Annotated in this window: 12 protein-coding genes; 3 read left to right on the forward strand and 9 right to left on the reverse strand. The window is 69.6% G+C overall.

All coding sequences use genetic code 11. The annotated features are described in order from the left end of the window. The first annotated feature begins 53 nt into the window (after positions 1–53). Both DJ019_RS16535 and DJ019_RS16540 read left to right on the forward strand, forming a co-directional pair. Positions 54–719 carry a glutathione S-transferase family protein gene (locus DJ019_RS16535; protein WP_111277174.1) on the forward strand — a complete coding sequence of 222 codons (666 nt, stop codon included), beginning with the start codon at positions 54–56 and terminating at the stop codon, positions 717–719. Between the two features lie 201 nt (positions 720–920). Then, positions 921–3,746 (forward strand): M16 family metallopeptidase, encoded by a 2,826-nt coding sequence (locus tag DJ019_RS16540; RefSeq protein ID WP_111277175.1) that lies wholly within the window; start codon positions 921–923, stop codon positions 3,744–3,746. A 3-nt stretch (positions 3,747–3,749) separates the two neighbouring features. Here the strand turns inward: DJ019_RS16540 and DJ019_RS16545 are convergent, their stop codons facing one another. Then, complete coding sequence (locus tag DJ019_RS16545) at positions 3,750–5,054, reverse strand: Hsp70 family protein (RefSeq protein ID WP_111277176.1); 1,305 nt, start codon at positions 5,052–5,054, stop codon at positions 3,750–3,752. Between the two features lie 92 nt (positions 5,055–5,146). Further along, positions 5,147–7,438, reverse strand: coding sequence for an NADP-dependent malic enzyme (locus DJ019_RS16550; protein WP_111277177.1), 2,292 nt, complete (start codon positions 7,436–7,438; stop codon positions 5,147–5,149). A 150-nt stretch (positions 7,439–7,588) separates the two neighbouring features. Here DJ019_RS16550 and DJ019_RS16555 point away from each other — a divergent pair, with 150 nt between their 5' ends. Beyond that, on the forward strand, positions 7,589–8,050 hold the full coding sequence (locus tag DJ019_RS16555; RefSeq protein WP_111277178.1) for a hypothetical protein: 462 nt from the start codon (positions 7,589–7,591) through the stop codon (positions 8,048–8,050). A gap of 62 nt (positions 8,051–8,112) precedes the next feature. Here DJ019_RS16555 and ribB read toward each other — a convergent pair whose 3' ends face one another. From ribB to DJ019_RS16590, 7 genes are all read right to left on the reverse strand, one after another. Then, on the reverse strand, positions 8,113–9,255 hold the full coding sequence (gene ribB / locus DJ019_RS16560) for a 3,4-dihydroxy-2-butanone-4-phosphate synthase (protein WP_111277179.1): 1,143 nt from the start codon (positions 9,253–9,255) through the stop codon (positions 8,113–8,115). Next, a complete protein-coding gene (locus DJ019_RS16565) occupies positions 9,252–9,842 on the reverse strand; it encodes an NADPH-dependent FMN reductase (RefSeq protein WP_111277180.1) in 591 nt (196 codons plus the stop codon). Before DJ019_RS16565 ends, ribB begins: the two co-directional genes overlap by 4 nt. 138 nt (positions 9,843–9,980) lie before the next feature. Then, positions 9,981–11,696 carry a class I adenylate-forming enzyme family protein gene (locus tag DJ019_RS16570; RefSeq protein ID WP_240606519.1) on the reverse strand — a complete coding sequence of 572 codons (1,716 nt, stop codon included), beginning with the start codon at positions 11,694–11,696 and terminating at the stop codon, positions 9,981–9,983. Between the two features lie 67 nt (positions 11,697–11,763). Continuing rightward, positions 11,764–12,147, reverse strand: coding sequence for a type II toxin-antitoxin system VapC family toxin (locus DJ019_RS16575; RefSeq protein ID WP_111277182.1), 384 nt, complete (start codon positions 12,145–12,147; stop codon positions 11,764–11,766). Further along, positions 12,144–12,404, reverse strand: a complete 261-nt coding sequence (locus tag DJ019_RS16580) for a type II toxin-antitoxin system Phd/YefM family antitoxin (protein ID WP_111277183.1) — start codon at positions 12,402–12,404, stop codon at positions 12,144–12,146. Before DJ019_RS16580 ends, DJ019_RS16575 begins: the two co-directional genes overlap by 4 nt. Before the next feature lie 60 nt (positions 12,405–12,464). Continuing rightward, positions 12,465–13,790, reverse strand: coding sequence for an acyl-CoA dehydrogenase family protein (locus DJ019_RS16585; RefSeq protein WP_111277184.1), 1,326 nt, complete (start codon positions 13,788–13,790; stop codon positions 12,465–12,467). Between the two features lie 85 nt (positions 13,791–13,875). Continuing rightward, on the reverse strand, positions 13,876–14,643 hold the full coding sequence (locus tag DJ019_RS16590) for a crotonase/enoyl-CoA hydratase family protein (RefSeq protein WP_111277185.1): 768 nt from the start codon (positions 14,641–14,643) through the stop codon (positions 13,876–13,878). Between the last annotated feature and the right edge of the window lie 48 nt (positions 14,644–14,691).

The following is a 14,691-nucleotide window of genomic DNA, read 5'->3' on the forward strand; positions in this document are numbered from 1 at the left end:
TCGCGCCGCTGCGGAGCTCCCCCGGGCTTCGGACGGCCAAGAATGGTGTGTGCATGAAACTCTACTGTGACCCGATCTCCACGACCTCCCGGCCCATCCTGATGTTCCTCGCCGAACAGGATCTGCCGGTCGAGATCGTGAAGGTCGACCTGCTCGCCGGCGCCCAGCAGACGCCCGAGTACCTGGCGATCAACCCCAATGGCATCGTGCCCTTCCTCGTCGACGGCGACTTCCGCATCGGCGAGAGCGCGGCGATCCTGAAGTACCTGGCGATCCGCGCCCAGGCGACCGCCTATCCCGAAGGCCTGCAGGCCCAGGTGAAGGTGGACGAGGCGATCTCCTGGTTCTCGACTCAGTTCCACGAGGCCTTCTGCGTGATGACCTGCTACCCGGCGATCGGCGTGCCCAAGGGCGCCTCGCCCGAGCTGCTGGCGGCGCTTTCGGCCTACGGCCATGACCATTCGCCCCGCTGGCTCAAGGTGCTGGACCAGCACATGCTGGCCGGCCAGCCCTACGTCTGCGGCGACCAGATCACCCTCGCCGACTACCTGGGCCTCTCCTACGTCCTGCTCGGCGACTTCGTGGCCTACGACTTCGACGGCTACCCGAACATCCAGGCCTGGATCGCCCGCATGAAGGCGCGACCGTCCTTCCTCTCCGCCTACGCCGCCTTCGAGACTTTCGCGGGCTTCATCCGCGGCCAGGCCCAGGCGGCCTGAAGACAGTCCTCCCTCCCACTCCCCGACCGGAGGGAGACCAGGCCGGCGTATCGCCCCACGTGCCGCCGGCCCATCGTCCGCGCCCTTCCCGCGATCTCCCCGACGCGGAAAGGGGGCGGGCACATGACAGCGACTTAAGCTTCCCACGTCCGGGTTGAGTGGTAAGGATCGCCCCTTCCTGCCCTTGCACCGGGATAGTCCATGCTCCGAACCGCCCGCGCCGCCGGCCTCGCGTTCCTCCTGGCCACCACGGCGCTCGCGCCGGCCGCCCTCGCCACCCGGGCCGCCGCGGCCGAGGTTCCGCCGATCCAGTTCAAGCAGCGGACCCTGCCCAACGGGCTGAAGGTGTTCACCTCGCGGGATCCCTCCACGCCGAACGTCGCGGTGCAGGTCTGGTACGACGTCGGCTCCAAGGACGACCCAGAGGGCCGCTCGGGCTTCGCCCACCTCTTCGAGCACCTGATGTTCAAGGCGACGCGGAACATGCCGTCCGAGACGCTGGACCGCATGACCGAGGACGTGGGCGGCTTCAACAACGCCTCCACCGCCGACGACTACACCGACTATTACGAGGTGGTTCCGGCCAATCACCTCGAGCGCCTGATCTGGGCCGAGGCCGAGCGCATGGGCTCGCTGGTCGTCGACGAAGCGGTCTTCAAGTCGGAGCGCGACGTGGTGAAGGAGGAGCTGCGCCAGCGGGTCCTGGCCTCGCCCTACGGCCGTCTCTTCGCCCTCTACCTGCCCCAGGCCAGCTACACGACCCACCCGTACAAGCGGCCAGGGATCGGCTCGATCGAGGAGCTGGACGCGGCGACGATCGACGACGTCCGCGCCTTCCACCAGATCTTCTACCGGCCCGACAACGCGGCGCTGATCGTGGTCGGCAACTTCGACCAGGCCCAGCTCGACGCCTGGATCGACCGCTACTTCGCCCCGCTGAAGAACCCCCAGCGGCCGGTCCCTCGCGTGACCGTCAAGGAGCCGCCGCGCGCCAAGGCCGGTGTCTTCGAGGGCTACGGCCCCAACGTTCCGCTGCCGGCCGTCGTGCTGTCGTGGCAGGGGCCTGCCGCCCGCGATCCCGACGCCCCGGCGCTGAAGGTGCTGGACGCGATCCTGTCTGCCGGCAAGTCGTCGCGGCTCTACAACAGCCTCGTCTATGACAAGCAGATCGCGGTGGAGGCCTATTCCAGCGCCGACCTGCCCGAGGATCCGGGCATGTTCATGGTGGGCGCCATCATGTCCAACGGTCGCGGAATCGCCGAGGGCGAGGCCGCCCTCCTGGCCGAGGTGAAGCGCCTGCGCGACGCCCCGCCGACGGACGCCGAACTGTCCGAGGCTAAGAACGAGCTGCTGGCCGCCGCCCTGAAGGAGCGCGAGACCATCGAGGGCCGGGCCAGCGCCATCGGCTACGCCCTCAGCGTCGATGGCGACCCCAATGCGGTGAACACCGAGCTGGCCAAGCTGCAGGCCGTCACCGCCGCCGACGTCCAGCGTGTGGCCCGGAAGTATCTGGCCGAGGATCGGCGTATGTCGATCCGCTACCGCCCGGAGAGCGAACGGCCGAAGGGCGAGACCCCGCCGGCGCCGCCGACCCCGCCGAAGCAGGTGGCGACCTATGACGGCCCCGTTTTCACCCTGGCCCCCGAGGCCGAGCGCGTGAAGCCGCCGGCGGTGGCCGAGCCGGTGCAACCGGTGCTGCCGACGCCGTCCGAGAGGACCCTGGCCAATGGCCTGCGCGTCATCGTCGCCCGCTCGTCCGACCTGCCGCTGGTCACCGCCGACCTGACTGTGAAGTCGGGCGCCTGGGCCGATCCGCAAGGGCTCGCCGGCGCCTCGGCGATGATGGCGGGCATGCTCACCGAGGGCACGAAGACCCGCTCGGCGCAGCAGATCGCCAGTCAGGTCGAGAGCCTCGGCGCCTCGCTGAGTTCCGGCGGCGGCCTGGAATCCTCGTCGGTCACCTTGACCGCCATGCCCGACAAGCTGCCCGCCGCCCTGGCGATCATGGCCGACGTGACGAAGAACCCCGCCTTCGCCGCGGAGGAGCTGGATCGCCAGCGCGAGCAGGCGCTGGACGGCCTGCGCATCGCCTATCAGCAGCCCGGCAGCCTCGCCGGGCTCGCTGCGGCGCCCGTGGTCTATGCCGGGACGCCGTTCGGCCACGTGGTCCAGGGCACGCCCGGCAGCCTGCCGAAGCTGAAACCGGCCGACCTGGCCGCCCTGCACGCCGCCGCATTCCGGCCCGACAACGCCATCCTGGTGCTGACCGGCGACATCACCGCCGAACAGGGCTTCGCCCTGGCCGAGAAGGCCTTCGGCGATTGGAAGAAGCCGGCGGCGGCGCTCGCTCCCGCGCCGACCATCACGCCGGCGGCCGCGCCCCGCGCCCTGGCCATCGACATCCCGGGCACCGGCCAGGCGGCGGTCAACGTCCTGAAGCCGGCGATCGCCCGGAACGACCCCGAGTACTATCCCGCGGTCGTCGCCGCCAACATCCTGGGCGGCGGCTATTCGGCGCGCCTCAACCAGGAGATCCGCATCAAGCGCGGCCTGTCGTACGGCGCCTCGGCCAGTCTCTCGGCCGCCCGCACCACCGGCTCCTTCCGCGCCGCAGCCCAGACCAAGAACGAGTCCGCCGGCCAGGTGCTGGACCTCATCAGAGCCGAGCTGGAGCGCCTCGCCGCCCAGCCCGCCGGCGCCGACGAACTGAAGGCGCGCAAGTCCAACATCGTCGGCGGCTACGGCCGCGCCCTGGCCACGTCGGAGGGGCTGGCCGACACGCTCGGCAACTACGCCCTCTACGGCATCGCCCTGGACGAGCTCAGCCGCTTCACGGCCAAGGTCGAGGCGGTGGACGTGGGGCAGGTGCAGGCGGCGGCGAAGCGGCTGTTCGATCCGGCGCGGGCCAGCGTCATGGTGGTTGGCGACGCCAAGACGTTCGCCGCCGACCTGAAGGCGAAACTGCCGAACCTCGAAGTCATCCCCGCCGACCAGCTCGACCTGGACAGCCCGACGCTCCGGAAGTGAGGTTCAGCCCGACGCCCGCATCGTCCAGCGGCTGAGATCCCGCTCGCGGGCCATCAGCGACAGGCCCGCGGCGATCGACTCCAGTTCGGCGCCCGTCTCGATGCGCGAGGCGTCGAAGCGGCGGTGGAAGATCCGCCGCACCGCCGGCACCAGGGACGAGCCGCCGGTGAGGAACACCCGGTCGATGCCCTCGGGCGTCAGGCCGGCGTTGGCCAGCGCCGCGTCGACGGCCGTCTCGATCTGTGCGAGCTCGGGCGCGATCCAGCCTTCGAAGTCCGCGCGGGCCACGTCGCGCGCGATGGAGATCGCCCCGGCCTCGAACCGGAACTGCGCGGCGTCCTGCGCCGACAGCGCTTCCTTCAGCCGCGAGACCGCGCGGTAGAGGGCGTAGCCGTAGTTCTCGTCGAGCATCTCGATCAGCCGGGTGATCTTCTCGGGCTCGGCCGCCTCGCGCTCCAGGGCGCGGATCTCGCGCATCTCGCGGCTGGCGCGCAGCAGGGCGAGTTGGTCCCAGCGGGCGAAGGCCGCATAGTACTTGTAGGGAATTGGCAGCGTCTTGCCGAACGAGCGGTAGTCCCCGCCCTTGCCCAGCTCGGGCGAGACCAGGTTGTCGATGATCCGATAGTCGAAGGCGTCGCCCGCCACGCCCACGCCCGCCCGGCCGAGCGGGATCGCCCGCACCTCTCCCGCCTCACGTTCGAAGCGGATGATCGAGAAGTCCGAGGTGCCCCCGCCGAAGTCGCCGACCAGCACCGTCGCGTCGTGGTCCAGCTCGCGGGCGAAGAAGAACGCCGCGCCCACCGGCTCGTAGGCGTAGAGCACCTCCTTCACGCCCATGCGGTGGAAGGCGGTCTCGTAGCGCGAGAGGGCGAGGGCCTCGTTCGGCGATGCGCCGACGAAGCGCACCGGCCGGCCCACGATTACCCGCTCCGGCAGTTCGCCGAGGCTCTCGCCGGCATACTCCCGCACCTTCAAGAGGAAGGTCGAGAGCAGATCCTCGAACCGGTAGCGGCGGCCGAGGATCTGGGTTTCGGTGAAACTCTCCTGGGCGGCGAAACTCTTGAAGCTCTGGATGAACCGGGTCTCGGCCGGGTCTTCCACATAGGCTTCGATCGCCCACGGGCCGGCCGCGATGTGCCGCTCCTGCGGCCGCTCGGGCGGGGCGTAGAACGACAGGCACGAGCGGAAGGCGAACAGCTCGCCGTCCGTCGCCGGGAACTTGACCAGCCGCGCCGGCCCGTCCGCTTCGGCCAGCGACAGGACGGTGTTGGTGGTGCCGAAGTCGATGCCGAGACTGTAGCCGGCCATGGGCCGCACTCCTTTTGCCGGGGAGAGGCGACGGATCGCCCGCTCCCCGTGCGGCGGCGCGACCTAGGCTTGCTGGCTCAGCGCGCCCCGCATCAGTCCTCGACCTCCACGAGCGCCCGCTCGTAGGCGCAGACGGTGGCGTGGTTGAGGATCTTCGAGACCGAGGCGCCCAGCGGGCAGATCTGCACCGGCTTCGACAGGCCCAGCAGGATCGGGCCCAGCACCTCGGCCCCGCCCAGGGACTTCACGAGCTGGGTCGAGATCGCCGCCGAGTGGATCGCCGGCATGATCAGCACATTGGCCGGACCGGTGAGGCGCATGAACGGATAGGCGCCGCGGCTCTCCGGCTCCAGCGCCAGGCCGGGCGGCATCTCCCCCTCGTATTCGAAGTGGATGCCGTCCATCTCGTCCAGCATCGCCACCGCGTCGCGGATGCGGTCGGACCGCTCGCCCATCGGATTGCCGAAGGTGGAGTAGCTCATGAACGCCACGCGGGGCTCGAAGCCCAGGGTCTTCACCGCGCGGGCCGCCTCGATGGCGATCTCCACCAGTTCCTCGGCCTCGGGCATCTCGGTGACGTTTGTGTCGGCCACGAAGATGGTGTGGCCCTTGGCCATCACCACGCTCATCCCGATCACCCGGCCGTCGGGCGCGGGGTCGATGACGTTCAGCACCTCTTCCAGCACCTGGTCGAAGTTGCGCGTCACGCCGGTGACAAGCCCGTCGGCATGCCCCAGCGCCACAAGCGTCGCGCCGAAGGCGTTGCGGTCCTGGTTGATGAGGCGCTGGACGTCGCGGCGCAGGTAGCCTTCGCGCTGCAGGCGTCCATAGAGGAAGTCCACCGACGCCTCGTTCCATTGCGAGAGGCGGGCGTTGAGGATCTCCAGGCCCGCCTCGGCCGGGTCGATCCCCGCGGCGCGCATGTTCTCGTGCACCAGATCCTCGCGGCCGACGAGGATCGCCTTGCCCAGCCCCTGCGTCTGGAAGGCGTAAGCGGCGCGGATGACGCTGGGCTCCTCGCCCTCGGCGAACACGATCTTCTTCTCCGGCGCCGACAGCACCGCGCCCTGCAGCTTCTGCAGGAAGGCCGCGGTGGGATCCAGCCGCTGGGCCAGGGAGGCGCGATAGGCCTCCATGTCCTCGATCGGCTTGCGCGCGACGCCCGTGTCCATCGCCGTCTGGGCGATGAAGGGCGGGATGTAGGACAAGAGCCGCGGGTCGAACGGGGTCGGGATGATGTAGTTCGGGCCGAACTTCATCGGCGCGCCGTGGTAGGCGGCGATCACCTCGTCCGGCACGTCCTCGCGGGCGAGCTGCGCCAGGGCGCGGGCGCAGGCGATCTTCATCTCCATGTTCACGCGCCGCGCCCGCACGTCGAGCGCGCCCCGGAACAGGTAGGGGAAGGCCAGCACGTTGTTGACCTGGTTCGGATAGTCGCTGCGCCCGGTGGCGACGATGGCGTCGGGGCGGACCGCGTGCACCTCTTCCGGCGTGATCTCCGGGTCGGGGTTCGCCATGGCGAAGATGATCGGCTGCGGCGCCATCATCTTCACGTGCTCCTGGGTCAGGGCGCCCTTGGCCGACACGCCGATGAACACGTCCGCGCCCTCGATGGCTTCGGCCAGCGTGCGCTTGTCGGTGTCGACGGCGTGGGCCGACTTCCACTGGTTCATGTCCTCGCCGCGGCCGCGGTAGAGCACGCCCTTGCGGTCGACGGCGATGACGTTCTCATGCCGCACGCCCATGGCCTTGATCAGGCCCAGGGTGGCGATGCCGGCCGCGCCCGGGCCGTTCAGCACCACCTTCACCTCGTCGATCTTCCGGCCGGTGATCTCGCAGGCGTTGATCAGGCCCGCCGCGGTGATGATCGCGGTGCCGTGCTGGTCGTCGTGGAACACGGGGATGTCGAGCAGTTCCTGCAGCTCGGTCTCGATCCGGAAGCAGTCGGGGCTGCGGATGTCTTCCAGATTGATGCCGCCGAAGGTGACGCCGATGTTCTTGACCACCGTGATGATCTCGTCGGGGTCGGTGGCCGTCATCTCGATGTCGATGGCGTCGACGTCGGCGAAGCGCTTGAACAGGACCCCCTTGCCCTCCATCACCGGCTTGGAGGCCAGCGGGCCCAGGTTGCCCAGGCCCAGGATGGCCGTGCCGTTGGAGATCACCGCCACCAGGTTGCCCTTGGACGTGTAGTCGTAGACCGTATCCGGGTCCTTCGCGATGGCCAGGACCGGCACCGCCACGCCCGGCGAGTAGGCGAGGCTGAGGTCGCGCTGGGTGCCCATGGGCTTGGTCGCCGTCACGCCGATCTTCCCGGGCGTGGGATAGCGATGGAAGCTCAGCGCCTCCTCATCGGTGAAGGTGCGTTTCTCGACCTGATCCATGGTGCTCCTGCCCCGCCCCTGGGGCCAATTCCGGAAAGGGGGCCAACCTATAGAGGCGAGGCCGCAGGGACAACGGGCGGAACAAGTCGGGCGCCCCGATGGTTGACGCTCGGGCAGGGCATGGGGGATCCCGAAAAGGAATACGTGCCTATGAGCAAGAAACTCGCCTTCGCCGCCGCTGCGGCCCTGGCCCTCTCGGCCGCTCCGGCCCTGGCGCAGAAGCCGGCCGACGCGCCCGGCGCCAAGCCAGCGACTCCGGCGACCCGGGCCACGCCGGCGGAACCCGGTACGACCGCCGCGACGCCCTCGACGGGCGCCACCCCGGCCACGCCTCCGTCTTCGTCCGCTGACGACGACGCGGCCGCCCCGGGCGCCACGACGGGAACCGCTGCGGACACCAGCGTCAGCATGGGCATGTCGGTGAAGGACAAGAGCGGCGCGACTATCGGTCAGGTGACCGAGGTCAAGACCGGCGCCGACGGCAAGAAGACCGCCACCATCAAGATGGGCGCCGACACCTTCGCGGTGGACACGTCCGCCCTGGCGGTGGCCGACGGCTCGGCGAGCGTGAACGCCACCCAGGACGAGATCCGCAAGATGCTGAAGAAGTAGCGGACCGCGAGGTCAGATGCGGGAAGGGCGGTTCCGGTCGGGACCGCCCTTTTCTCTGGCCGCTATTCCAGGGGCATCCGCCCGACGATCTTCAGCCCATAGCCCGCGGAGGCCGGCAGCACCGTCTGGGAGCTGGTCAGCAGCATCATGTCACGCACGCCGAGATCCAGCAGGATCTGGGCGCCGATGCCGTAGTCGCGCAGGACGTTGTGCGAGTGGTCGGCCTGCGGCTGGCCGTACCGCTCCGACAGCCAGTGCGGATTGGAGTCGCGGATGAACACCGCCACCCCGGCCCCGTCGTAGGCCGAGAGCGCCTTCAGCGCCTTGGGCACATAGTCCTGCCGCGCTTCCACCGCGCCCAGCAGGTCGGTGGCCAGGTCCACCCGATGCATCCGCACCAGGGTCGGCTTGTCGGGGTCGATCCGTCCCTTGGTCAGCACCACGTGCTCGGTCTGGTCCAGCACGTTGCGGTAGATCACCATCCGGAACTTGCCGCCGAAGGCGCTCTCGAACGGCGTCTCCAGCACCCGCTCCACCTGCCGCTCGGTTCGGCGGCGGTAGGCGATCAGGTCGGCGATGGTGCCGATCTTGAGGCCGTGAAGCTGGGCGAAGGCGACCAGGTCCGGAAGCCGGGCCATCGAGCCGTCGTCCTTCATGATCTCGCAGATCACGCCGGCCGGGTTCAGGCCCGCCATGCGGCTGATGTCGACCGCCGCCTCGGTATGGCCGGCGCGCACCAGCACGCCGCCGTCCTTGGCCACCAGCGGGAAGACGTGGCCCGGCGAGACGACGTCGTCCACGCCCTTGGTCGGGTCCACCGCCACCGCGATGGTGTGCGCCCGGTCGTGGGCCGAGATGCCCGTCGTAACCCCCTCGCGCGCCTCGATCGAGACGGTGAAGGCGGTGCCGTGGCCCGACTGGTTGTCCGTGGCCATGGGCGGCAAGCGAAGCTGGCGGGCCCGCTCGGCCGTGATCGACAGGCAGATCAGACCGCGCGCGTGCTTGGCCATGAAGTTGATCTGTTCCGGCGTCGCGAACTGCGCCGGGATGATCACGTCGCCCTCGTTCTCGCGGTCCTCGGCGTCCACCAGGATGTAGGGCCGCCCGTTGCGGGCGTCCTCGATGATGTCCTCGATCGGGCTGATCGCACCCGACACGTTGTCGGGCTCGGAACCGGACGGCGGAACGAGGTAGGGGCGCTTCATTGCGGTATCGCCTTGTCTTGGGCCGCCCTCATCTTGGCGAACTCCACCACCTGCTCGGCGACGGTGGAAAGCTGCCAGGCGTCCTTCTGGTCCCTGCAGGCGCCGGCCTCGTCGAAGAGGCCTGCGCCGGCGTTGAGGGCGGCGCCGAACGGCGTCGGCCAGCCCCTGAGCGCATGTATGATGGCCCTGAGCGCCATCAAGGTCGTGCCGGCGGCCTGCCAGCCGTCGGCGGTGATGATGGTGCCCACCGGCTTGTGCGAGAGATAGGGCGACGCATCGCCGCGCGTCAGCTCCAGCGTATCCAGCGCGTTCTTGATCACCCCGGAAATCGAGCCGTGGTAGCCGGGGCTGGCGACGATCACCCCGTCCGCCGCCCGGACGGCGTCCGCCAGCTCCCGCTGGGCGTCGGTGGTGTCCGCCGGCCGCGGATCGAAGATCGGCAAGCCCCCCAGGAACGCCCCGCCCAGCAGCCGCGTCTCGCAGCCCAGCTCCTCGGCCCGCCTCAGCGCGCACATCAACGCCCGCTCGGAAGACGAACCTTCCCGGATGGTCCCGCCGATCCCGACGATAAGGGGCCGCTTGCTCATGAGGAGACCTCTAGGCCCCCCGCCGCCGGAACGCCAGTTCCCGCAAAGGCAAGGGGGGCGACGGAGGTCCCGCCGCTTTCGTTCCACCTTCAGCCAGGACCCACCGCCGGGTTTGCGGAAAGCGGGCGCCTCCGCCCCCTACCCTTCCGCGAAGACCTTCTTCAGCTCGGTCTTCAGGATCTTCCCGTTCGCGTTGCGCGGCAGGGTCTCGGGCCAGAAGGCGACCTTCACCGGCACCTTGAACGCCGCCAGCCGCTCGCGGACGAACTGGCGCAGCTCGGCCTCGTCGGCCGTGCCGCCGGGCTTCAGGTGCACCACCGCGCCCGGCTCCTCGCCCAGGGTCTTGTGCGGGATGCCGACGATGGCGGCGTCCATCACGTCCGGGTGGTCGTAGAGGACGTTCTCCACCTCCACGCAGTAGATGTTCTCGCCGCCGCGGATCAGCATGTCCTTGGCCCGGTCGATGATGAAGAGGAAGCCCTCCTCGTCGATGCGCGCCAGGTCGCCGGTCCTGAGCCATCCGTCCTGGAAGGTCTCGGCCGTGGCCTCGGGCTTGTTCCAGTAGAGCTTCACCACCTGCGGGCCCTTCACCCACAGCTCTCCGACCGCGTTCGTCGCCAGCACCGTCTTGCCGTCCGCGGGGTCGCGGATCTGCATCTCGCCCACCGGCGCCGCCGGGCCGGCGCTTTCGGGCCGGTTCTCGTAGTCCTTGCCCATGTGGCTGGTGAAGGTGGCGGTGGTCTCGGTCATGCCCCAGCCGTTGCCCGGCTGGCTGCCCGGGAAGGTCTCGGAGATCCGCCGCACCAGCTCGGGCGCCGACGGCGCGCCGCCGTAGGTCACCGCCATCAGCGACGACAGGTCGTACTTGCTCCGGGCGGGGTGCTCGATGAGCTGCCAGGCGATGGTCGGCACGCCCCCCGTGGAGCTCACCTTCTCGTCCTGGATGAGCTTCATGGCCGGCTCGGCGTCCCAGCGGCGCATCAGCACCAGCTTGCCGCCCGAGTTCAGCGTTGGGCCGATGGTCGCCGACAGGCCCGTGGCGTGGAACATCGGCACCACCAGCAGGGTGCAGCGCTGGGGCAGCTTGGTCGCGTCAAGCTCGGGCAGCGGCTCGCCCGCGCGCAGGAAGTTCCGCGCCGCCGAAATGCCGCCTGCCCCGATGTTCGAGGTCATGTTGCGGTGGGTGCCCAGCGCGCCCTTGGGCCGGCCGGTCGTGCCCGAGGTGTAGAGGATGGTGGCGTCGTCCTCCGGCTCCAGCGGCACGTCGGGCAGCGCCAGCTCGGGCAGGCCGCTCCACGAATTCACCGTCCCGATCACGTCCTCCACGCGGTGGACCGTGGCCGGCAGCTCGGGCCCCGCGTGGCGGGTGACGTAGACCTTCTGGAGGTCGGGCAGCTTGCCCAGGAACTCGGCGATGCGGCCCAGGCGCTCGTCGTCGACGATGGCCACCTTGGTCCCGGAATCGGCCAGGCCGTACTCCAGCTCCGCGCCGGTCCACCAGGCGTTCAGCGGGGTGACGATCGCGCCCACCAGCTGCCCGGCCCAGAACGCCACCGGCCATTCCGGCAGGTTGCGCATGATCACGGCGACCCGGTCGCCCTTCTTCACCCCGTCGGCGATGAGCTGGTGGGCCAGCGTCAGGGTCGCGCGGCCGAAGCTGTCGAAGGTGGCGCGGTCGCCCTCGTAGACCAGGAACTCCCGGTCCTTGAACCGCATCCCGTTCAGAAATACGTCGCGCAGGGTGGGCGGGGCGTTCTTCCAGGTGCGCGTGGTCACGCCCCGGATCACCTTTTCCTCGATTTCGAACGGAGCGCCCGGGGCGGTGAGCTTGGCGTGCGCTTCGGCCACGGACATTACGGGCCAGTTTTTTGAAGAGTCGGTCATCTCAGGCGCTTCCCTAGTCGCCGGACGCCACGTCAGCCTACAGGGCGCTCACGACGTCGGTCTTGCTGAAGTCGTCCCCTACGTACAGCAGCGGACAGCCGTGTCTCTGCGCGGCTTCATAGGCGAAACAATCGCCATAGTTCAGGCCCGCCGGATGGAGGCCCTTGCCCCATCGCCGATAGGCGGCGGCGGCGGCGGTCGCGCTGTCGCGGGCCAGGGCGACGACCTGGGGATTCAATCCGGTGAGCAGCGCCTCGACCTCCTCCTCGAGACCGCGACGAGCCGCCACGATGAGGACTTCGGTGAGCGTCCCCGCAGACATGATCAGCTCCCGCTCAGCATGGATCGCATCCATGCAGCGCTCCCAGCCCGGCTCGCCCATGGCGATGGCGAGCAGCGCCGAACTGTCCAGGCAGATCAATCCGGCAGGCCCGTCTCGGTGTCATAGAGGAAGTCTGCCGCGCGCGCCGCGTCGGGGCCGGCCCGCACCTTGGCGCGCCCCTGTTCGGCGATCCGCCGCATGAGCTCACGGCGCGCCTCGGGGTCGAAGGACGCCGCGGTCGGCTTCAGCGTCACCACGTCCTTCCCCCGGCGCGTGAGCGTGATCTCCTCGCCACGCTCGGCGCGCTTCACCAGTTCGGTGAGCTGGGCTTTCGCATCCGAGACGGAGACACGCATCAGGGACTCCAGGCCAGAATATGGTCCATTTACATAGTCCAAGATGGGGCCACGGGCAATCTACGCCTTCTCCGCCTGCCGGCGCGCCGCGTAGTGCTCGCGGATTTCGCCCAGCTCCTTGGCGAAGCGCTTCTGCGCCTCCTCGCGGAGCTTCGGGATGTGGTAGCTGGGGAACAGGTCGTTGTCGGGCTGGTAGTCCTTCAGGATCTGCTTGGCGAGCGTGACCTTGTGGACCTCGGTCGGGCCGTCGGCGATGCCCATGACCAGGCTGGAATTGACCATGTGCATGAAGGGCATCTCGTTCGAGACGCCCAGCGCCCCGTGCAGGTGCGCCGCCTTGGTCGCCACGTCGTGGTAGACCTTGGGCATCGCCACCTTGATGGCCGCGATGTCCTTGCGGACCTTCTGGTAGTCCTTGTGCTTGTCGATCAGCCAGGCGGTCCGCAGCACCAGCAGACGGAAGCTCTCCACCGCGATCCAGGAGTCGGCGATCTGCTCCTGCACCATCTGCAGGTCGGCGAGCCGCCCCTCGCGGGTCGTGCGGCTGACCGCGCGCCTGCACATCAGGTCCAGGGCGTGGCGGCAGGCGCCGACGGTGCGCATGGCGTGGTGCACCCGCCCGCCGCCCAGCCGCACCTGGGCGATGACGAAGGCCGCGCCCCGGTCGCCCAGCAGGGCGTCGTACGGCAGGCGGACGTTGTTATAGCGGACGTAGGCCTCGTTGCCGCCGCCGATCTCGCCGCCCGCGCCGACCGCCACGTTGCGGACGATCTCGACCCCGGGCGTGTCGGTGGGGACCAGGAAGATGGAAGTGCGCCGGTAGGGGTCCTTCGCGTCCGGGTCGGTGATCGCGTAGAGCACCAGGACCTTGGCGTACTTGGCGTTGGTCGAGAACCACTTCTCGCCGTTGATGACCCACTCGTTCCCGTCCAGCACCGCCCGGGTCTGGAAGGTCAGCGGGTCGGACCCGCCGGTCGGCTCGCTCATCGAGAAGGCCGAGCGGATGTCGCCGTTCAGCAGCGGCCAGAGATACTGCTCCTTCTGCTTCTCGGTCCCGTAGTGGGCGATGATCTCGGCGTTGCCGCTGTCGGGCGCCTGGCAGCCGAAGATCGTGGGCGCGAGGCCGTTGCGGCCCAGCTTCTCGTTCATCAGGCCCAGCTTGAGCTGGCCGAAGCCCTGGCCGCCCAGCTCCGGGCCCAGGTGGCAGGCCCACAGGCCCTGGTCCTTCACCTGCTGCTGGAGCGGCTTGATGAACTTCTGCCGACCCTCGGAGGAATAGACCGCCAGCCCGAGGTGCGACAGCGGCTCCACCTCCTCGCGCATGAAGTCCTCGATCCAATCCAGCTTCTTCTGGAACTCAGGATCGGTCTCGAAGTCCCAGGCCATGGCGGATCTCCCCGGCGGCGCAATTTTCGTATTTTGGGTATGTTACGCCGCCTGAACCCGAGCGCAAGGCCTTCGCGAGGGGTATTCAGAACGCCCCGCCGCGCCCCTGCCCCGCCGCGAACCGCGCCGCGCCGTCGCGGGATGACCCGGACCGCAGCGTCTCCATGCCGACCTTGATCTCGAAAGCCTGCGCCTCGTCCCAGTCCAGCGACCACTGCGCGATGGCCGACAGCCGGTCGTTGCGCATGCAGAGCTGCGGGAAGGCGGCGATCTGTCGGGCGAGGTCCAGCGCCGCGTCCAGCGCCGTGCCGCTGGGCGCCACGCGGTTGGCGAGGCCGATCTCCAGCGCCTCCTGCGCACCGACGGGCCGGCCGGTGAGGATCAGGTCCATGGCCCGCGAGTGCCCGATCAGCCGTGGCAGGCGGACGGTGCCGAGGTCGATCAGCGGCACGCCGAACCGCCGGCAGAAGACCCCGAAGGTGGCGTCATCAGCCGCGACGCGGAGGTCGGCCCAGCAGGCCACCTCCAGCCCGCCCGCCACCGCCGGCCCCTCGACCGCGGCGATCACCGGCTTGCCCAGCGCCAGGCGCGTGCAGCCCATGGGGCCGAAGTCGCCGGTCGCCTTCACCGGATTGCCGCCTCCCTCGCTGATCGCCTTCAGGTCCGCGCCAGCGCAGAAGTAGCCGCCGCGTCCGGTCAGCACCGCCACGTCCAGCCCTTCGTCGGCGTCGAAGGCCTTGAAGGCGTCGTAGAGCGCCTGGGCCGTGGCCGCGTCGACGGCGTTGCGCCGCTCGGGCCGCTCGATCGTGACGATCGCGATCCGGCCGTCGCGTTCGAAGCTCACTGTGGACATGGCCTCATCCTCCCGATGGGCATGCTCGCCCTTGCGACAGCGCGGAAG

Origin of the sequence: Phenylobacterium kunshanense, assembly GCF_003254525.1 — a bacterium.
In the GTDB taxonomy this organism is placed as follows: Bacteria; Pseudomonadota; Alphaproteobacteria; order Caulobacterales; family Caulobacteraceae; genus Phenylobacterium; species Phenylobacterium kunshanense.